The 19,703-nt window shown below is 51.9% G+C and carries 17 protein-coding genes; 5 read left to right on the forward strand and 12 right to left on the reverse strand.

Annotated features, from left to right (window positions below; genetic code table 11):
- Positions 1–51: 51 nt before the first annotated feature.
- Positions 52–645: a VOC family protein gene (locus ACQY6F_RS01325; protein WP_428771683.1), complete on the reverse strand. Its 594-nt coding sequence runs from the start codon at positions 643–645 to the stop codon at positions 52–54.
- A gap of 250 nt (positions 646–895) precedes the next feature.
- On the opposite strand from ACQY6F_RS01325, the gene ACQY6F_RS01330 reads away from it, so the two are divergent.
- From ACQY6F_RS01330 to ACQY6F_RS01340, 3 genes are all read left to right on the forward strand, one after another.
- Complete coding sequence (locus ACQY6F_RS01330; protein WP_428771685.1) at positions 896–1,564, forward strand: TIGR04219 family outer membrane beta-barrel protein; 669 nt, start codon at positions 896–898, stop codon at positions 1,562–1,564.
- Positions 1,565–1,898: 334 nt separating this feature from the next.
- The gene (gene argS, locus ACQY6F_RS01335; protein ID WP_428771687.1) at positions 1,899–3,632 is read left to right on the forward strand and encodes an arginine--tRNA ligase; all 1,734 of its coding nucleotides are present in this window, start codon (positions 1,899–1,901) and stop codon (positions 3,630–3,632) included.
- 113 nt (positions 3,633–3,745) lie between these two features.
- Positions 3,746–4,177: an HIT domain-containing protein gene (locus ACQY6F_RS01340; protein ID WP_428771689.1), complete on the forward strand. Its 432-nt coding sequence runs from the start codon at positions 3,746–3,748 to the stop codon at positions 4,175–4,177.
- A 70-nt stretch (positions 4,178–4,247) separates the two neighbouring features.
- Here the strand turns inward: ACQY6F_RS01340 and ACQY6F_RS01345 are convergent, their stop codons facing one another.
- From ACQY6F_RS01345 to znuA, 5 genes are all read right to left on the reverse strand, one after another.
- Positions 4,248–4,478, reverse strand: coding sequence for a FeoC-like transcriptional regulator (locus tag ACQY6F_RS01345; RefSeq protein ID WP_428771691.1), 231 nt, complete (start codon positions 4,476–4,478; stop codon positions 4,248–4,250).
- Positions 4,475–6,745, reverse strand: coding sequence for a Fe(2+) transporter permease subunit FeoB (feoB, locus tag ACQY6F_RS01350; RefSeq protein ID WP_428771693.1), 2,271 nt, complete (start codon positions 6,743–6,745; stop codon positions 4,475–4,477). Before feoB ends, ACQY6F_RS01345 begins: the two co-directional genes overlap by 4 nt.
- Positions 6,742–6,972, reverse strand: coding sequence for a FeoA family protein (locus tag ACQY6F_RS01355; RefSeq protein WP_428771695.1), 231 nt, complete (start codon positions 6,970–6,972; stop codon positions 6,742–6,744). The genes feoB and ACQY6F_RS01355 overlap by 4 nt, the downstream gene beginning before the upstream one ends.
- Before the next feature lie 651 nt (positions 6,973–7,623).
- Entirely contained in the window at positions 7,624–10,971 is a 3,348-nt protein-coding gene (locus tag ACQY6F_RS01360) for an AraC family transcriptional regulator (protein WP_428771697.1), read from the reverse strand.
- Between the two features lie 187 nt (positions 10,972–11,158).
- A complete protein-coding gene (znuA, locus tag ACQY6F_RS01365; RefSeq protein WP_428771699.1) occupies positions 11,159–12,040 on the reverse strand; it encodes a zinc ABC transporter substrate-binding protein ZnuA in 882 nt (293 codons plus the stop codon).
- Between the two features lie 83 nt (positions 12,041–12,123).
- On the opposite strand from znuA, the gene znuC reads away from it, so the two are divergent.
- Both znuC and znuB read left to right on the forward strand, forming a co-directional pair.
- Complete coding sequence (gene znuC, locus ACQY6F_RS01370) at positions 12,124–12,909, forward strand: zinc ABC transporter ATP-binding protein ZnuC (protein ID WP_428771701.1); 786 nt, start codon at positions 12,124–12,126, stop codon at positions 12,907–12,909.
- Entirely contained in the window at positions 12,902–13,687 is a 786-nt protein-coding gene (gene znuB / locus ACQY6F_RS01375; RefSeq protein ID WP_428771703.1) for a zinc ABC transporter permease subunit ZnuB, read from the forward strand. The genes znuC and znuB overlap by 8 nt, the downstream gene beginning before the upstream one ends.
- A gap of 92 nt (positions 13,688–13,779) precedes the next feature.
- On the opposite strand, the gene purF is transcribed toward znuB, so the two are convergent.
- The 6 genes from purF to truA form a co-directional block, all read right to left on the reverse strand.
- Complete coding sequence (purF, locus tag ACQY6F_RS01380) at positions 13,780–15,294, reverse strand: amidophosphoribosyltransferase (protein ID WP_428771705.1); 1,515 nt, start codon at positions 15,292–15,294, stop codon at positions 13,780–13,782.
- A 33-nt stretch (positions 15,295–15,327) separates the two neighbouring features.
- A complete protein-coding gene (locus ACQY6F_RS01385) occupies positions 15,328–15,819 on the reverse strand; it encodes a CvpA family protein (protein WP_428771707.1) in 492 nt (163 codons plus the stop codon).
- A gap of 63 nt (positions 15,820–15,882) precedes the next feature.
- Complete coding sequence (locus tag ACQY6F_RS01390; protein WP_428771709.1) at positions 15,883–16,446, reverse strand: SPOR domain-containing protein; 564 nt, start codon at positions 16,444–16,446, stop codon at positions 15,883–15,885.
- On the reverse strand, positions 16,447–17,712 hold the full coding sequence (gene folC, locus ACQY6F_RS01395) for a bifunctional tetrahydrofolate synthase/dihydrofolate synthase (protein WP_428771711.1): 1,266 nt from the start codon (positions 17,710–17,712) through the stop codon (positions 16,447–16,449).
- 44 nt (positions 17,713–17,756) lie between these two features.
- Positions 17,757–18,683 (reverse strand): acetyl-CoA carboxylase, carboxyltransferase subunit beta, encoded by a 927-nt coding sequence (accD, locus tag ACQY6F_RS01400; RefSeq protein ID WP_428771713.1) that lies wholly within the window; start codon positions 18,681–18,683, stop codon positions 17,757–17,759.
- A gap of 178 nt (positions 18,684–18,861) precedes the next feature.
- Positions 18,862–19,656: a tRNA pseudouridine(38-40) synthase TruA gene (gene truA, locus ACQY6F_RS01405; protein WP_428771855.1), complete on the reverse strand. Its 795-nt coding sequence runs from the start codon at positions 19,654–19,656 to the stop codon at positions 18,862–18,864.
- Positions 19,657–19,703 lie beyond the last annotated feature (47 nt).

A 19,703-nucleotide genomic window follows, 5' to 3' on the forward strand; every position in this document is an offset into this window, starting at 1 on the left:
TACCGTGTAGTTCACTCGTTGGAGGCGCTGGGCGTCTCCCAACCAACCACTTTATTGTTCAGAAGCGATAATGGTACTGAGCGCGTGCGGGTGCAGCTTGATACAGACGCCCTGGTATTTAAAGGCGATGGTGGGATTGGCCAGCCGTTCCCCCTCACCCTGAGGGCTGGATAATTTGCTCTTCACGCCGAGTTGAGTCAATTTTGGCCAGACCTCTTTCAGTCCGCTAAATCGCTGCTGCACATCCGCCAGGTATCCGTCAGCACTCTGGGCATCGGAAGGTATGACAAACTCCACGTGTTCCCAACCCTGCCGCGGATACGGTTTTCCCGCCGCCGGGTACGGCAACTCCAGACACTCTATCTGCCAGCTTGATGCCCGCAGAGGCTGGTCAAATTTTATTACTATGATAGGACGGCCATTGATCTGAGTGGCGGAGATCTGCTGCCCGTAGCTCAGCCAGGCTTGATGGGCCAATTGAGCCACTTCAACATCATTGATTCTGAGGGCGATATGATCGGCCTGAAAAGCCGACAAATCTAACCCTATCAGCTGGGTCAGTTCAGTGATTTTGCTGATAAATTCATTGACCGAGCCGAGCATTTCGGCAGGCGCTAAGCCGGTATTTTCCAGAGAAGTATGCATGGTAACTATCCTTTCTATCCAGCCGCCATACTAGCTCAATTTCAACCTCTGTTTGAGCATTAGGGCCCCTTTTTTAGCGCAATTAATTCAACTGAGCAATATTTCATCCAGCTGCGTTTCAGGTGGTGAATTTTTCATCAATTAATTGCGGTTCGCTCACCTTGCGCTGACATTACACGGACTTAGCAAGCAGAACAGGAAGGTAAATTTTGCCCGTTCCTAAAAATCGCTATCGAATCAAAAGGTAATCATGTTTAATTTCCGTAAAAGTCTCTCAGTCGCGGGTCTGGCAGCGCTGGCCTTCACTTCTTTATCAGTGGCGGCCAAGCCCGGTGATATGTTTGAAATCAAAGCCGGTTATGACTACTGGCTCAGCTCAACGAAAGCGGATGGCCAAACAGCCGGTGGGACACAAAATCAGTCCTCCTACTATGTCGGCTTTGAGCACTTTGTGCCGCTGCTGCCAAACGCTAAACTGCGTTATACCGATGTCAGCAGCAATCCTCTGGCAATGTCGTTCTCGCAAATGGATGTGATTGGCTATTACCGCCTGCTCGATTCCAACCTGATCGGTCTGGATATCGGCCTGAACATGCAGCAGTTCAGAAATGGTCAGCTGGATACCAGGCAGTTTGATTTTTGGCATCCTGCCCTCTATGGCGATCTGGAAGTGAATCTTCCGGTGCTGCCAATCGCGATTTACAGTACCGTCAGCGCAGGCAACTTTGGCGATAACAAAACCATGGATGCTGAAATCGGTGCCAAGTGGATTGTCGAAATGGGTCCGCTCGACCTGGGCCTCAAAGCGGGTTACCGCGCCATCGACCATAGCATTGAAACCTCACAGGCAGGTACGCCGGCCCAGCAACAAAGAATCAAGCTGGACGGTGCATACTTTGGGGCAGAACTGAAATTCTAAACTGACCTGAATCCGCAACGGTTTCTTCAAGCGGCCTTTATGGCCGCTTGTCTGTATTTGCCGGTTTGCCGGGCGCCATGGCAGAAATCGCAGTTCCAAAACCGGGCACCGACAAGCCGTGAATTGATCGGATTGCGGTCATTTGCCACTGAGTTAAACTGGTTGCGCTAAATAACTCCATCAAACTGAGATAAAAGTGACTTTGCCGACTACTCCAACCTGAACAAAATTGTTATGATTGCCTCATTTTTGTGATCCCAGATAGATATCGCCTTCTTGTGTGGCTGCAAGCGCCCCAGAAACTGAGCAATTCTAAGAGTTGAAGGAAACACGTGTGAATATCCAAGCATTAATTAACGATAAAGTCTCTCAGGCTTTAGAAGCCGCCGGTGCACCTGCAGGTAGCCCTGCCGCAGTTCGTCAGTCCGCTAAACCTCAGTTTGGTGATTACCAGGCCAACGGCGTAATGGGTGTGGCCAAAAAATTAGGCACTAACCCGCGTGAATTCGCGCAAAAAGTTCTCGATGTTCTTGAGCTAGACGGAATTGCCAGCAAGACCGAAATTGCCGGTCCGGGCTTTATCAACATCTTCCTCAGCGAAGAATTTCTGGCCAAACAAGCCGATGCAGCGTTGGCTGATGAGCGCCTGGGTGTTGCCAAAGAAGCACCACAAACCATCGTAGCTGACTACTCAGCACCGAACGTGGCAAAAGAAATGCACGTAGGCCACCTGCGCTCAACCATTATCGGTGACGCGGTCGTTCGCACCTTAGAATTCCTGGGACACAAAGTCATTCGCGCCAACCATATCGGCGACTGGGGTACTCAATTCGGCATGTTGATTGCCAACCTGGAGCGAGTACAGGCCAAATCCGGTGAGATCTCCATGGAGCTGTCTGACCTGGAAGCATTTTACCGGGAGTCGAAAAAACTCTATGACGAAGACGAAGCATTTGCCCAAAAAGCACGTGAATACGTAGTTAAGCTGCAGGGCGGTGACGCTTACTGCGCTGAAATGTGGAAGAAGCTGGTCGATGTAACCATGGAGCAAAACCAGCGTAACTACGATCGCCTCAACGTGTCACTGTCACGTGATGACGTGATGGGTGAAAGCATGTACAACGACATGCTGCCAGGTATCGTGGCTGACCTTAAGCAACAAGGACTGGCTCAGGAAGACGACGGCGCTCAGGTGGTTTTCCTCGACGAGTACAAAAATAAAGATGGCGAACCTATGGGGGTCATCATCCAGAAGCGTGACGGTGGCTTCCTGTACACCACCACCGATATCGCCTGTGCTAAATACCGCTATGAACAGCTGGGTGCCAACCGTGTGCTGTACTTCATCGACTCACGTCAGCATCAGCACCTGATGCAAGCCTGGACTATCGTTCGCAAAGCGGGCTATGTACCAGAGCAAGTAAGCCTGGAGCACCACGCATTCGGCATGATGCTGGGTAAAGATGGCCGTCCGTTCAAAACCCGTGCTGGCGGTACCGTGCGCCTGGCTGACCTGCTGGACGAAGCGCAAGAGCGTGCCGTGAAGCTGATCGAGTCGAAAAACCCGGAGCTGGCTGCGGACGAAAAAACCAATATCGCCACTACAGTGGCGATGGCTGCAGTCAAATATGCTGACCTTTCCAAGCACCGTACCACTGACTACGTGTTCGACTGGGACAACATGCTGGCCTTTGAAGGCAACACGGCACCATACATGCAGTACGCCTACACGCGTGTGGCTTCAATCTTTGCCAAAGCCGGGGTTTCAATGGACTCCCTGGACGGCGAGATCGTGATCAGTGAAGAGAAAGAAAAAGCGCTGATCGCCAAACTGCTTCAGTTCGAAGAAGCGGTGCAAAGCGTCGCCCGTGAAGGTCAGCCACACATCATGTGTAGCTACCTGTTCGAACTGGCTGGTCAGTTCTCCAGCTTCTACGAGGCGTGCCCAATCCTGTCTGCTGAAGACGACAGCGTAAAGCAGAGTCGCATGAAACTGGCAGCGCTGACAGCGAAGACCATCAAGCAGGGTCTGTCACTGTTGGGTATTGATACGCTGGAGCGTATGTAATCTCCGATTAGCGGTTCAATTGAAGCAAAAAGGTTGGCTCCAGGGCCAACCTTTTGTTTATCCAGCGACAATACTCTACACTGATCTCTCTCTATCAAACCGGATAACTGACCATGAGCTTTTCTCTCCATCCTCAGCTAGCAAAAGACACTGACCTGATCGGTGAGTATCCCCTCTGCCTGGTACTGCTGCATAAAGACGCGGCGGTACCTTGGGTGATCCTGGTGCCGAAACGGGAAAACGCCCGTGAGCTGTATCTGTTGCCGATGCAAGATCAGCAACAGTTCCTGTTAGAATCGCAGGCTGTCTGCTCAGTGCTGGAGGCTGAATTTCAGCCCGACAAGCTCAATACCGGCGCACTGGGTAATATGGTACCCCAACTGCATCTCCATCATATCGCCCGCTTCAGTGATGACCCGGCCTGGCCCGGCCCGGTCTGGGGCAATACGTCTGGGGAGCAGCGCTCCGAACAGCAGCAACAGAAGCTGCTGGCCAGATTACAGCAGGCGCTGTCAGCAAACGAGTCATTTACTGCCGCACAATAATCGTTGTTGTGCTGATGTTAGAATGCAGACACGCCACCCTTGGGTGGCGTGTTTTTTTGAGGTAATTGAGTTATACGGTGACGGAAAGGGACAACTGATCGGGCCGGTTGACCGCGTAACGCACCCGGATAACGTGACCGGTCTGGCTGATATCTTCGGTCCGGCTCACCACACCTTTCCGGATCCACACCGCCAGCATCGCCGCCACGCCATCCTGGCTCAGGCCGAACTGCTTGGCCAGTTCCGCTTCACTGGCAGAACCGTGGCTGTCCAGATACTGCTTTAATTCGGTCAATATCATACCAGCTGTAACTCCAGCGTTCGCTGTCTACGTCCCTGCCACTTAAGCCCCTGATAGACAATCACTGCCGCCAGTGCAATCCCGGTGATCCACGCCGCACTGCTGGCCGGATGCAGGGCAAACTGAGTCGCCTGGTGGTAGAGAGTCGCGCCTAAATAGGCCAGCCCAAAAGTCCACAGTGCAATAAAGCGGGCAAATTTGCTACCAAATTCACGTACATACGCCCCCATTGCCGCAACACAAGGTGTGTAGAGCAGAATAAATAACAGGTAGGCAAAGGCAGCGTGACCGCCGGCAAAATTATGCTGCAGATTGCTGAACACCGATGTATCGACTTCCTGATCCTGTGCGACTGCCTCGGTATCCGATAAGTCCCCGACTTCAATCCCAAGCGGGTCGGAGAAGTTCAACTCTGCTAAGTTAGCCGGAACGCTCAGCACCGCGTCCTGCAACGAGGCCAGCAGGTCATAGCCTTGCTCTTCCTGCTGAGGATCCGCGTATAAATTGTTCAGTGTTCCCACCACGGCTTCTTTGGCGAAAATACCGGTGATGATGCCCACGGTAGCCGGCCAGTTATCCTCTTCAATACCGATTGGAGTGAAAACCGGGGTGATCACCTGGGCGGCTTTCGCCAGTACCGAGTCTTCACTGTCCTGATGGCCAAAACTGCCGTCGGTTCCCACCGAGTCAAGAAAGCTGAGTAAAGTCACCACCAGTACAATGGTTTTCCCGGCACCCAACACAAAACGTTTAAGCTTCTGCCAGGTTTTGATCAGTACATTCTGCAGCGTTGGCAGCTCGTAATTAGGCATTTCCATCACCAGGCTGTCGCTCGATCCCGGATAGAGTGTGTGCTTTAAGATCAATCCGGTCGCCGCTGCCGCCAGAATACCGATAATATACAGCGCAAAAACGACGTTCTGACCGCTGGCCGGGAAAAAGGCCGCTGCGAACAAGGCATAAACCGGTAACCGGGCACCGCAGGACATAAATGGAGCCATGGATGCCGCCAGCTTTCGCTCGCGTTCCTGATCCAGCGTTCTGGTCGCCATGATCGCCGGTACATTGCAGCCAAATCCGAGCACCAAGGGGACAAACGCCTTACCCGGCAAACCAATGCGCTGCATCACCTTATCCAGCACGAACGCGGCACGCGCCATATAACCGGAGCTTTCCAGCAGCGCCATAAACAGATAGAGGCAGGCAATCACCGGAATAAACGTCGCGACTGTCTGTACGCCGCCGCCCAAACCGTCCGCAATCACCGTTACCAGCCAGCCGGGGAGCTGGTCATCAAACAGATGGTGACCACCATCCACCAACAACGCGCCGACACTGATATCAAAGAAATCGATAAATGCACTGCCGATGTTAATTGAAAACATAAACATCACGTACATCACACAGAAAAACAGTGGGATACCCAGCCATTTATTCAGTAGCAGGCTATCGAGGCGTTGGGTGAAATGATGGCTGAGTTTGCCCTGCTCTCTGCGCACGCGCTGACAAAGCTGGTGTAAGAACGTGTATTTGGTATCCGCAACGGTTAAGTCGATATCCAGCGATATTTCACTCTGGAGCTGTGCCAGTGCCTCACGCCCTGATTCACTCATTTCTGAGAGAACCAGATGATCCTGTTCCAGCGCGCGGATTGCCATAGCCCGCGGTGCCACCTGACCGTGGTTGAACTGTTTAGCCAGTTGGGTTAACGCCGATTCAAATTCCGCTTGATAGTGCAGTTGCAGTGGATCCAAGCTCACCCCTTCAGCCAATAAGTCGGCCAGTTGAGTTTTGAACTGACTGACCTGATCTTTCTGGGTTGCTGCGAGGCTGAATACCGGACAACCCAGCACTTTTTGCAACTGCTTGCTATCAATGGTCATCCTTGAGCGTTTAAGCGCATCCATTTTATTCAGCACCACCACCATAGGGCGGCCCAGCTCGCGCAGTTGCAGCGTCATATATAAGCTGCGCTCAAGGCAGGTTGCATCAACCACATTGAGAATGAGGTCCGCCGGTAAGCTCATCACTGCGTTTGAGGCAATGGATTCATCCAGACTGTTGTCATCATTACCGCTATCGAGGGCATAGATCCCCGGCAAGTCGGTCAGTTGATAGCTCGATTGCTGGTGCTGGTAACGGCCGGTTTTCTTTTCTACCGTAACACCAGCCCAGTTTCCCACTTGCTGTCGGGCACCGGTAAGGGCATTAAATAACGTGGTTTTGCCGCTGTTTGGATTACCAACTGTCAAGATTTGGTAGCTCATTCGATAACCTCCAGCGCAATCGACTTGGCGATACTGTTTCTAACGGCGAGAGTGACGCCGCGCGCCTCTATTTGCAACGGGTCTCCCATCGGAGCCCGACGGATCAAGGTAATCGGCGTGTCGGGTAACAAACCCATAATCATTAACTTCTTACGCGTCTCTTTCGCCATATTGCAAAACCCGGTGATCTTGGCACTCTGTCCGGGACTCAGCTCTGATAAGGTCATTGTCTTGCTTCGCCTCAAATTGTAATGAGAAGAATTATTATTTACCGTTGTGATAATACGCCGTCTGATTGCGGTAAATCTTGTTTGAAATCAAAAGTTGCCATTTTAGCCACGTTATTTTTGTCACGTTCGCTTCCGTCAAATTCGTCAATATCTGCCAAAACCAACTGCGATTAGTTTTTAGTCAGCATTTAACCCGTCGGTCATTCCATATATAAATTCATATAATTCAGTTAGTTAAAACCTAAAAGGGAAAATTGTCGGGTTTGTTATGTTAGGGTGGCGTTAATTTTATAAGGAAATTAAGTGGGTATGCTTATAGTGAATCTTGTCAGCGACACTGAGGTGTCAAAGGCAACAATTGAATTCCAGAGGTGGTGCTCAGTGCACCGCTCCGGCAGCAAGCGAAGGTGTCATTGGCACCCGTGGTATGGTCCCCCCGGCTATACCACGATCTTTTTTTTCTTCTTATCTCCTTTTTTATCTCATCCACAGCCGATGACAGCCAGATGCACATTTGCGCTCCGATGGCGAACCAACTCGACCCCAGCTAACCCGGTATAAGACAAAGCTCAGTAAAGTATCGATTCGTCGTGCCAACCGGCATCGAGAGTAAAGCGAGGGAAGCGATCAGGGTAAAGCCAGCCGCAATTAACAGGATTCACTGTTTGATTCAACAAACCGGGTTGGAGAGACTCCGAAATAGGTCTTAAACCTCTGGCTGAAATACGAGGCGTCGTTAAACCCACAAGCAAAAGCAACATCCACCACTTTTTCACCGTCAAGCAACCGTTGGCAGGCGTATTCGAGCCGGATCTGACTCAAGTGCTCTTTGAAGGTTTTGCCTGTCGCCGACTTAAAGCGGCGCTGAAAGCTGCGCTCAGACATATATAAAGACTGCGCCGCGGAAGCCGTGCCAAAGTTGGCATCGGTATAGTGTTGTCGAACCAGCTGCTCCAGTTTTTCCAGCCAGGGTTCGTGCTGCTGTGAGGCCGCGGTTTCCACCTCTGCTTGGTCAAGGTCTAACTCGGAATGGTTATCATCAAAGGGGTTTCCCTGAGGCCATCCAAGCTCGGTCAGGTTTCGAGCCGGTGAACTATGGATACGGATCCAGCCGCCACTTTTATCAACGGCTTGCTGGAGTTGCGTCCACTCAAAGCCGGCTGCCAGGCCCGACTCATGGCTGGCTTCTGTCTCTAACGCTCTGCCCTGGTCAATAAGTTGCAACACGACCTGGCCTTCTCTAAGCCCGAGTTCCAGCGTAACGGACTGGTTACGGTAACAGCGCTTGAGTAACCCGGAGAAGAGTGTGTTAAGGATCTCATCCAGATTGAAGTAGTCCAGTTCGATGGGTAACGCCCCCGCCTGGAGCTGACCATAGTGGATTTTTATCCCCAGCTGCTCAAAATCTTCCTGCCAACTGTCGAGTACTGACACCAATACCAGTGCTAAGTCGTGTACTGCCCGGCTTCCTGAGCCATCACTGCGCACATGTCGCAGAATATTCAGTTCGTTCAGCACCATAGTGTGCAGTTTGTTGGCAAACTGCTGCTCCGTGAGTGGGGACTGCTGCACCGCACGCTGTAACTTGAACTCGATAGTGCTGATCACCTGGTCAAACAATGTATGCCGGATGTGCAGCTGTTTTCTCAGTTGACGGTTATTGGCCATAAGCAGTCGGCTCTGGTGACGCATTTGGCTCTGTTGCAGCGCTACGTCAGCCTTCAGCTCACGATTGTCGGTCAGTAACCGGTGACGCTGCCACAATAGTAAACCGGAGATCAAGGCCGCTAACAAACCGAGCAAAATCACCCACACGGTGTCACTTTTGTACCAGGCCGTTTTTACCTGGAAACTGAGTGTCTTCTCGGGCCAATGTTCAACGGTCAGGCCGCTGCTGACCTGGCGTACCGTCAGTTGGTAGTCGCCAGACAACAAATGTATCAGGGTCAACTCACTGGCCATCAGCCGCTGCCATGGACCACTATTGAGCCGATACTCAAGCTGGGCGCCCGCCCGGAAAGGGAACAGGCCAAACTGGATGCTGAGGCTGTCTTCGCTTTCCATTTCAAACGGTTTCAGTTCACTGTTGGCCTGACTGATCACCTGTTGATTTCGCCGCACCTGACTGAGGACAATCGCAGGATGGGGAGTAGAATGTCGGCGCAAGCTGTCGCTGCTGACCTTGATAACACCTTGCCGGGAACCCAGAAGCAAACTGCGTCCCTGCTCGGAACTGTCACTGCACACGCCAGGTAACAACTCATTGTTGAGTAGCCCGAATGGCGCGCCAAAATGCTCTAAAAGCTGCCCCTCCCGGCTATACTGAGACAATCCCATTGACGAGGTCAGCCACACGTGATCATTGCTGACGATCAGACAATTGGGCGACAACTTGCTGTCTAACAGCGGGATGGCATTCACTTCATTGCGCAGTGGGTCAAAACGGTATACTCCGTACTCTGCAGCAACCCATACCGTGTTATCTGCCATTTCCAGCAGGTCAACAACCGGGCCAAACCTGGCACTGTCACGCCGGTAACGCACACTGTTCAATCTGACCTGGTATATGCCATGGTCAGTCGCGATATACTTGCTACCGGAGTCACCAGAAATGATCCCACGAAACGTATCTCGCCCTTCGCTCTGCGTCAGCCAATGTTGTCCCAACTGATGGACGTAGCCGGAACGAGTATCGTAAGACCACAGTTTGCCGGATGACAATCCCCACACCAGCCCTTTCGAATCGGCTTCTATAAACTGTACTGACAGCATGTTCAGCTCTGCCGGTAATGGCAGTGGCTCGGCACTGGCACTGTCCAACGCCACCACCCCCTGTTCCGTTGCCAGCCACAAAATGCCGGATCGTTCAGACAGATCGTTGACGGCTCCGGCATAAATCGAACGTCGAGATAATTTCCCGTCCAGTTCCAGATAGTCAACGCCCCACGAGCCCACGGCCCAATAGCCGTGGCTGTTTAGCCTGCGGCGGATAAATCTTACCCCGGTTTGCTCCCAGTCCTGGCCGAATAATGACGCAGGGAAGCGCTCAAATTGTTCGCTAAACTGTGAGTAATACAGAATGCCCTGGTCAGTCGCAATCCAAATCCCCTGTTGGTTGTCACTGACCAGTGCCCGCACCCCCAACGGCGTACCTGGCTGCATATTCCCGGAGCCCAATGGTTGAGGCTCAAACTGACGCAGACTGTGTCGGTATAACCACAGACCATCGGCGGTGCCGACCCAGACTCCACGGTCGGTGGCCGTCATACTGGTAACCCGGCTGCGGGTAGCGTGTTTGATAACTGACTGGGGCCGGCTGAAACTGGTCAGTTGTACCTGCTGCTCTCCGCCAATCAGCAACAAATCTTGCCCGGGCAGGTACAGAATCGAAGTGACGACCTGACGGCCCACAGCCCGCCAAAGGCTGAGTTGGCCATCCTGATAGTGAAACAGGCCATGGTTGGTTGCCAGTAACCACCCCCGGTCAGTCCACTCAGCAGACAGCACCTCTACCGCCTCACTATTACTGTATTGCCGCAGTGGCGTCAGTGAGAAACTGTCACGTTGACCGGTTACCGGATTCAGAAAATAGAAACTGTCGCGGCTGAGAAACCAGAGTTGCTTACCGGCCTGCCCTAGCCGGAGGATTTCGGCTCCTGGCGGCAGAGAAGTCGCGACTTTTCTTGTCTGACCTGGTCTGGCGCGAAACAGTTCATTGCCGGCAAAGCTCCAGATGTCGCCGGCAAAATAAATCGACTGACTCGTCGACTCGACCTGACTGGTACCGGTCTGCGGCCACAGTTGCTGACCATCAAAAAACTGCAGCTGATTATTCATATCCTGCAGCCACAAGCCTCCTTGCGGCGCAACATAGAGATTTTTAGCGATGAGATTTTGGCCTTTGGCCTGAAAGGGCAACGGATAAAAGACAGAGGTACCACTGCCCCACGCTAAGGTGGCAGGCAACAACGCCAGCATTAAAAACCATCTGAACAACTTGGCTATCCTCTCTGCCTTGATCAAACTGTAACTGCGTGCCGTTAGAGAGCACGAAGCTAAATAATCATTTTTTGCGACAATAATTATCTCAGTTTACACAATTCATGATTTGAAAGCAGAGTAGGAATAAGGAGTGGAGCTGTAATTTTACGCCTGGATCACATCCAGGCGCTTAATTGGGATATTAGCGAGGGGTGAGACACTGGCTGAAGCTATCGGCCATTGCCTGCAGAAACTGGAAGTAGCTATCCTTGCCGACAGGGATATCCGTGCCGATAGGGTCGAGTTGACCAACCTGCGCCTGGCTGCCACGCATCACAGAATCAATCACCGCCGGGGTAAACTGAGGTTCCGCGAATACGCACTGAACTTGGTGGCTTGTCAGCGCCTTTCGTATGGCAATCAGAGTCTTGGCACCAGGCTTGCGGTCCGGCGTCACAGTGAAATGACCCAGGTTGCGTAACTGGTACTGCTGCTCGAAATAGCCATAGGCATCATGAAATACATAGTAACCTTGCTGTTGCAGCGGCTGTAACTGCTTAGCCAGCGCCTGCTGTAACTGCTGCAGTCGCTGTTGGAAGTTCTCCAGGTTCAGTTGGTACTGCGCGGCATTATCCGGATCAATCTCAGCCAATCGGCGACTTAACGCGGTGGCAACCTGGATAGTCGGAGTCATTCCCAACCAGAAGTGGGGGTCGTAATGACCATGATGGTGCCCATCGTGGTCTTCATCAGATGAATCAAACTCACGTAGCGACAAGCCTGGCAGCGCGCTAATGGTCACTGTATTGGTGTTATCGCGTAGCACCTTGGTCAGGAATGGCTCCAGATCGTCACCATACCAGACCACCAAATCCGCATCGTGCAACCGTTTAACATCCGATGGGCGCAGTGCGTAATCATGCGGTGAGCTGTTGCCACTGAGCAGCACCTGTGGCTGAGTGACGCCAAGCGTCAATTCATAAGCGATCATCTGGATCGGCTTAATGCTGGTGATCAGAGTCAGGGCCTGCGCCATCGACGGTAACAGCAGGCACAGACATAAGGTAATAGAACGAACAAACATACAGGCAATCAATATCAGTAATGGCGTTAACAGGTCGCAAATGTTACATTATAACATTATAGATTTGCAAATGAGTTTCCTGCATGACGACACTAGCCGAGCTGGACAAAATCTCGGTGCGATTTGACGACCGGACAATTCTCGATAAAGTCTCACTCCAATTAAACCAAGGAAAAATCACCACCCTGATAGGGCCCAATGGTGCAGGTAAATCTACCCTGGTAAAAGTACTGCTGGGCCTGGAACGACGCTTTGAAGGTCAGCTCATCAAGCCGGCGACACTGACCATAGGTTATGTACCGCAAAAACTGAAGTTAAACGATACCCTGCCCCTGAGCGTACAGCGATTCCTGCAACTGGCTGGCAAGTACAGCCGTCAGGAGCTGTTGGATTCGATGAAACTGGTGGGTATAGAACACCTGTTGACCGCCAGCATGCATGCCTTATCTGGCGGGGAAACCCAACGGGTGCTGCTGGCTCGGGCGTTGTTACGCCGGCCGCAGCTGTTGGTGCTGGATGAACCGGCACAGGGCGTGGATGTTCAGGGTCAGATTGATCTCTATGATTTGATTGACGATATTCGTAACCGCTTCCATTGCGGTGTGTTTATGGTCTCCCACGATCTGCATTTAGTGATGGCCAAAACGGACGACGTTATTTGCCTGCATCATCATGTCTGCTGCTCAGGTACCCCGGCGGATATCTCCAGACACCCCAGTTATCTGAACCTGTTTGGCCATACGCCTAAGGAAACGCTGGCGTTTTATCAGCACCACCACGAGCACCATCACCACGATTTGGCCGGTCAGCCGGTCAGCGGGGATGCGGAATACTGCTCTCAGCACGACCACGGACACCACCATGATTGAATTTTTACTCCCGTCACTGTTCGCCGGACTCGGTATTGCCGCCATCGCCGGGCCGTTGGGCTCATTCGTGGTCTGGCGCAGAATGGCTTATTTTGGCGATACCCTGGCCCATGCTTCCTTGCTTGGTCTGGCACTGGGTCTATTGCTCAAGATCAACCTCTATCTGGCGCTGCTGTTGTGCTGTCTCTGTCTGGCGGTACTGTTGGTGACACTGCAGAAACAGAAGCTGGTCGCGACCGATACCCTGCTGGGCATTCTGGCCCACAGTGCGCTCTCGTTGGGTCTTATTGCGGTCAGCTTTCTTGATGACGTCAGGATTGATTTGATGAGTTACCTGTTCGGCGATCTACTGGCTGTTACCCCGGTTGATCTGATGTTTATCTATTCCGGGGTCGTGGTCGTCGGCCTGGTGCTGAGATATTTCTGGCACTCTTTGCTGTCGATTACCGTAAATGAAGAGCTGGCAGCAGTCGAAGGCCACAATGTCGACCTGATGCGGCTGTTGTTGATGTTATTGGTCGGTGTAGTGATAGCAGTCGGAATGAAGTTTGTCGGCGCGCTGATCATCACCTCGCTGTTGATCATTCCTGCTGCTACGGCCAGACGTCTGGCATCGACACCAGAGCAAATGGCGCTGACCGCTTCACTGCTCGGCACAATAGCCGTGGTGCTCGGTCTGGCAATGTCCTGGCACTGGGACACCCCCGCCGGTCCTTCCGTGGTAGTCAGTGCCACGCTGCTGTTTTTGTTCAGCCAGTTCACTCCGGCCAGGCAGTAAGCAAATCGACCTGGCAGATTTGTCAGGGCCGGCAGAGATAAAAAAGGCTTCCTTAGGGAAGCCTTTTTCGTATGAATATCAATCAGACTGAATTACGCGCCTTCGTTGTGCAGTTCCAGGTTGGCCAGATCCTGCTGGATTTCACGCTGCAGTTTGGCGTCGTCGCTGCGCAGTGACTCAAGGAAATCGAGGTATTTCTGATCGATGTCACCGGTCACGTACTCGCCGCTGAACACGGAAGTTTCAAATTTAGTCACATCCTGGTTGCCCAAGCCTACTGCGGTCACCAAGTCTTCCAGAGTCTGGAAGATCAGCTCATCGGCACCGATTTGGGCACAAATTTCGTCGTTGTCACGGCCATGGGCGATCAGCTCGTTGGCACTTGGCATATCGATACCGTACACGTTCGGGAAGCGAATTTCCGGTGCCGCTGACACCATAAAGACTTTGTTCGCCCCGGAGTCACGGGCCATCTCAATAATCTGCTCAGAAGTGGTACCGCGAACGATGGAATCATCAACCAGCAGAACGTTTTTGTCTTTGAATTCAGAGCGAATCGCATTCAGTTTACGACGCACCGACTTACGACGCTGCTGCTGACCCGGCATGATAAAGGTACGACCGACATAACGGTTTTTCACGAATCCCTGACGGTATGGCTTGTCGATCGCTTGAGCGATTTGCAGCGCGATATCACAGGAAGTCTCCGGAATCGGGATCACTACGTCGATATCCAGGTGGCTGAATTCGTCGCGAATACGTTCACCCAACTTCTTACCCATCTCTACGCGAGCACTGTAAACGGAAATTTTATCAATGAACGAGTCCGGACGAGCGAAATAGACAAACTCAAAAATACATGGGTTCAGTGCCGGATTGTCTGCGCACTGCTTGGTATGCAGTTCACCGTCAAATGTAGCGTAAATGGCTTCACCAGGCGCGACGTCGCGGACAAAATCAAAACCGACTGCATCCAGAGCAACTGACTCAGATGCCACCATATATTCTGTACCGCCTTTAGTTTCACGTTTGCCGAGGCAAAGCGGACGAATACCATTCGGGTCACGAAACGCAATCATACCGTGGCCGATGATCATCGCGACCACTGCGTATGCGCCGCGAATGGTGCGGTGAACATTGGTGATGGCACGGAAGACATCATCTGACGTGATATTGCCTTTTACGGTGTCAATCTCATGAGCCAGAACATTCAGCAACACTTCTGAATCAGAGGTGGTATTGATATGACGACGGTCTTTTTCAAACAGCTTGTCGCGAATGTCATTAGCATTGGTCAGGTTGCCGTTGTGCGCCAACGTGATACCAAATGGTGAGTTAACATAGAAAGGCTGGGCTTCAGACGCACTGGAGCTACCAGCCGTCGGGTAGCGAACATGGCCGATACCAACGTTGCCTTGCAGGCGCTGCATGTGTCTTGCTTCAAACACATCTTTTACCAGTCCGTTCGCCTTACGCAGACGAAAACGATTGCTTTCGATGGTACAAATACCCGCTGCATCCTGGCCACGATGCTGTAAAACTGTTAACGCGTCATAGATAGACTGGTTAACCAGCGATGTGCCCACGATTCCAACAATACCACACATGTCCTAACCCTCGATTTGCGACAATGGCTGGCGCTATTTCACGCCAGATAAAAAACTCGATGTTGCTTGTAAATGGTCGAAGAACGGCGCGATGATCCGGCTGAATTCCGGGACCAGTTGCGAGCCCTTCCACCATTCTGAATTTGGGAATGCCGTAAAAGCATCCATAAAAAATAACGCGGCTGAAACGATCAACACCCCGCGAGCGGCACCGAATACCACACCCAGTACCCGATCGGTTCCTGATAATCCGGTCTTTTGCACCAGTTGGGAAATTAGGTAATTCACTAAGGCGCCGACAATCAAAGTGGCGACAAACAGCGCGGCAATCGCAGCGCCGTTGCGGAATAGTTCATCCTCAATACGGGTGAAATAAACCGCTAACTTAGCGTAGTAATGGCTGGCGATAAAAAAAGCGCCAAACCAAATCACCAGTGACAGTGCTTCCTTAGCAAAGCCACGAACCAAACTGATCAAAGCCGACAGCCCGATCACACTTAAAATGACAATATCTAACCAGTTCATATCTTCTTTACATTCTAAGTTGGCGCGCATTTTAACAGAAAAAATGCTGACGCAAACGTTTTCTTATGGATTTAGTGGTTTAAATTTCAGCAGTTGACCTTTTGAGCCGGTAATCTTTTCCAGCTCAATGAGTTGCTGCTCCAGCTTCGACTTAGAGACATCAGGGCCAATAATCACACGAGTAAAGCCATTTTCCCGCTTGGTATGGGCCTGATAACCCCTCTTTTGCAAATCTTTTACGACGTTTTTTGCGTTCTCGGCATTTTTCAATGCCATCAGTTGAATAATCCAACCGCTATCCTGGTAGGCGTTAGGTTCTACCACAGGCTCGATCTTAATCGCTACCTGTTGTTCTGCCGCCACTGCCGATGAGACAGCCGGTGCTGGCTCCGCCTCATCTAACGTTTGCGCGGAAACCGGCGACTCGGGCAACACCATCTCCTGCTCTACCGGTTCGGCGATGGCGTAGGTTTCAATATCCCTTTCCAGTTCCGGCTTGATCGGGATACTGGCAATTTCTTCACGGTAGTGGGTTTTCTGACCATCTAAAACGTCTGGCAATACAATGACACCAATCGCAACCAGAACGATAGTACCGACTAGACGGCTTTGAAACTTGCTGGCCATTTATGCTCCTTTACTCTGCCAATGCTCCAGTACCTCACCCACAGTGTGGAATGACCCAGCCACTATTATGATCGCTTCCGCGTCCGCTTGTGTCATTGCCGCTTCAAAAGCGTTAACCGGATTGGCAAATTGCTGGCAATCTTGCGGCAGGTAGCGTGCTAATTCATCAGCGCCAGCGGCTCGAGGACCGGACAACGAAGCGGGATACCAATAGTGGCTGATACGCGCCAGTTCTTTGAGCGTGGCCTGAATATCTTTGTCGTGCAACATACCAACCACCATGTGCACCGTTTTATCCGGGTAATGCCTTGACACCTGTTCGACCAGGTATTGGGCTGAATGGGGGTTATGCGCGACATCCAGCAGGATGACTGGCTTTTCGTGGATCTGCTGCATGCGGCCGGCGAGACGAGCTTGTTGCAAACCGTTCACCACATTGACATCGGATATCTGCAACTCACTACAGCCCAGCGCCATCAAGGCCGTTGCCGCATTTGGCAAAGGCAGCCCTGGCACAGGCAGTTCGTCCAGTACAAAGGCACCACTTTGCCAGCGCCAGCGGTTCTCTGAGGTCAATTGATAGTCGAACTGGATACCAACCTGGAAAAACTCAGCACCGATATCGTCGGCATGGGCAGCAACCGTAGCCGGCGGCTTAGGCTGGCCACAAATGGCAGCGCGGCCGGAGCGGAAGATCCCCGCTTTTTCAAAGCCGATCACATTGATGTCATCACCCAGCCAGTCGGTATGGTCGACAGCCAGGCTGGTGATCACCGAGACATCATGATCTACCACGTTGGTGGCATCCAGACGCCCACCAAGCCCCACTTCAAGCAGCACCACATCTACCTGGTGAGTCATAAACAGCTTGAGTGCGGCCAGTGTTCCAAATTCGAACAGGCTCAGTGAGATGGTGCCACGCTGTTGTTCGACAAAATCAAATGCCGCGGCATGTTCGCTGTCTGCCAGTTCCTGGCCATTAATGCGGACTCGCTCATTGTATCGGATTAAATGCGGCGAACTGTAGACACCTACCGTATAACCGGCATCCAATAAAATCGCTTCCATCAGCGCACAGGTCGAACCTTTACCGTTAGTTCCGGCAACCGTGATGACGGTAGGGGCTGGTTTGGTGAGTTGGGCTTTTTCGGCTACTGCCTGAACGCGTTCCAGTCCAAGATCGATAGCTGAGGTATGGATATGGGATAAATAATCAAGCCACACCGCTAAGGAGGATGTGGCTTGAGGAATTGGCTGTTGAGTCATCTAACGTGAACCACTTTAGTCAGGGTTTTCTGTTAGAGCCTACTTTACCCTTTTTCGTCCGCTTCTGGTACAGAATAAGGTTCTTCATTTGGTGAATCGTTCACAGAAACCACCAATGGCGAGGTATGGTTTGTCATTTTCGCCACCAAACCGGCCACGCGTTGACGCATCTCGCGACGGTCGACAATCATGTCGATAGCACCATGGTCGAGCAGGAACTCACTGCGCTGGAAACCTTCCGGCAGATCTTCGCGAACGGTCTGTTCAATGACACGACGGCCAGCAAAGCCGATCAGTGCTTTAGGTTCGCCGATATTGATATCACCCAGCATCGCCAGACTGGCGGAAACGCCACCCATAGTCGGATCTGTCATAACAGAGATAAACGGTAAACCTTTCTGAGACAGGCGTTCCAGCGCTGCACTGGTTTTTGCCATCTGCATCAGAGACATCAGCGCCTCTTGCATACGGGCACCGCCACTGGCCGAGAAACAGACCAGGCCGCAGTTGTTGTCGATCGCCGCGTCAACCGCACGAACAAAGCGGGCACCAACCACAGAACCCATTGAGCCGCCCATAAAGGAGAACTCAAACGCACAGGCTACCAACGGCATACCAAGCAGCTCGCCTTTCATGACGATAAGCGCATCTTTCTCACCGCTGCTCTTCTGAGCGGCAGAAATACGCTCTTTATAGCGCTTGGAGTCTTTAAATTTAAGCTTATCTTGTGGCTCCAGCTCATTGCCCAGTTCGACCCGGTTGTTATCGTCGAGGAAAGTTTCCAGGCGACGACGGGCTTTCATGCGCATGTGGTGATTACACTTAGGGCACACTTCTAAGTTACGCTCTAATTCAGCGTGATACAGTACCTGCTCACAGGAGGTACATTTAGTCCACACACCCTCTGGGATGTTTGCTTTACGTGAACTTACGATGTTGCTTTTTTCTAAAATCTTTTCAAGCCAACTCATGGAAGACCTTTTTCTCTTTACTCTCCCGCCTGATTGCGAAAGATGACAATTCTGAATAAATGCGACACGGATTAAAGCATATTAAATGCCAACTGTAGACAAAAAACTGGTTGTACCTATTTCCTGTACAGACATCTCACGTGTCAGCGTATGACATATTTGAGCCAGATGAATGATATTAGTTCAAATCATCCGGCAAAAATAGCGGACCGATCGGCACTTGTGGCAATTCAAACTGTAACGGGTAATCCACATCGACCAGATACAGCCCTTCAGCCTTCGCCGTCGCCCCGGCCAGGGTGCGATCTTTAGCCTCCAGCAACCATTTGATCCATTCAACTGGCTGTTCACCGCGACCGACAACGATCAGGCTGCCGACAATATTGCGCACCATATGGTGCACAAAGGCATTGGCTTTGATGTCCACCACCACATACTGACCATGGCGGCTGACATTCAGATGCATGACATTTCGCCATGGACTGCGCGACTGGCACTGTACGGCGCGAAATGAGGTGAAATCATTTTCCCCCAGCAGACACTGACCGGCCAGATGCATTTTCTCCACATCCAGATCGCCGTGATAGTGGCTGACCCCATTATTGAGAATCCCTGGCCGTAACGGGCTGTTGAAGATGATGTAACGATAACGCCGCGCCGTGGCGGAAAAACGGGCATGAAAGTCGTCAGAGACGGGTTTGGCCCAACGAACCGCGATATCCAGCGGTAAGTTAGCGTTCACTCCCATGGTCCAGGCGACCGGTTTGCGGATCGCATCGGTATCAAAATGCACTACCTGCCCGGTACCGTGTACGCCGGCGTCGGTCCGCCCGGCACAGGCAACTTCGACAGGGTGATTGGCGACAGTGGACAGTGCTTGCTCCAGTTTGGCCTGGACGCTCACCACTTCACGCTGTCGTTGCCAGCCAAAGTAGTGGCTGCCGTTATACTCAATACCCAGTGCAATTCTCATCATCTACTCTCAAGGGGAAATCAAGCCGCGCAGTATAATATCAATTG

Origin of the sequence: Vibrio sp., assembly GCF_050299255.1 — a bacterium.
Taxonomy (GTDB): domain Bacteria; phylum Pseudomonadota; class Gammaproteobacteria; order Enterobacterales; family Vibrionaceae; genus Vibrio.

Excerpts from the sequence above, each read along its gene's own strand:
- ACQY6F_RS01325 (WP_428771683.1), bottom strand. The coding sequence starts at position 645 with ATGCATACTTCTCTGGAAAATACCGGCTTAGCGCCTGCCGAAATGCTC.
- ACQY6F_RS01330 (WP_428771685.1), top strand. The coding sequence starts at position 896 with ATGTTTAATTTCCGTAAAAGTCTCTCAGTCGCGGGTCTGGCAGCGCTG.
- ACQY6F_RS01340 (WP_428771689.1), top strand. The coding sequence starts at position 3,746 with ATGAGCTTTTCTCTCCATCCTCAGCTAGCAAAAGACACTGACCTGATC.
- ACQY6F_RS01345 (WP_428771691.1), bottom strand. The coding sequence starts at position 4,478 with ATGATATTGACCGAATTAAAGCAGTATCTGGACAGCCACGGTTCTGCC.
- feoB (WP_428771693.1), bottom strand. The coding sequence starts at position 6,745 with ATGAGCTACCAAATCTTGACAGTTGGTAATCCAAACAGCGGCAAAACC.
- ACQY6F_RS01355 (WP_428771695.1), bottom strand. The coding sequence starts at position 6,972 with ATGACCTTATCAGAGCTGAGTCCCGGACAGAGTGCCAAGATCACCGGG.
- znuA (WP_428771699.1), bottom strand. The coding sequence starts at position 12,040 with ATGTTTGTTCGTTCTATTACCTTATGTCTGTGCCTGCTGTTACCGTCG.
- znuC (WP_428771701.1), top strand. The coding sequence starts at position 12,124 with ATGACGACACTAGCCGAGCTGGACAAAATCTCGGTGCGATTTGACGAC.
- znuB (WP_428771703.1), top strand. The coding sequence starts at position 12,902 with ATGATTGAATTTTTACTCCCGTCACTGTTCGCCGGACTCGGTATTGCC.
- purF (WP_428771705.1), bottom strand. The coding sequence starts at position 15,294 with ATGTGTGGTATTGTTGGAATCGTGGGCACATCGCTGGTTAACCAGTCT.
- ACQY6F_RS01385 (WP_428771707.1), bottom strand. The coding sequence starts at position 15,819 with ATGAACTGGTTAGATATTGTCATTTTAAGTGTGATCGGGCTGTCGGCT.
- ACQY6F_RS01390 (WP_428771709.1), bottom strand. The coding sequence starts at position 16,446 with ATGGCCAGCAAGTTTCAAAGCCGTCTAGTCGGTACTATCGTTCTGGTT.
- folC (WP_428771711.1), bottom strand. The coding sequence starts at position 17,712 with ATGACTCAACAGCCAATTCCTCAAGCCACATCCTCCTTAGCGGTGTGG.
- accD (WP_428771713.1), bottom strand. The coding sequence starts at position 18,683 with ATGAGTTGGCTTGAAAAGATTTTAGAAAAAAGCAACATCGTAAGTTCA.
- truA (WP_428771855.1), bottom strand. The coding sequence starts at position 19,656 with ATGAGAATTGCACTGGGTATTGAGTATAACGGCAGCCACTACTTTGGC.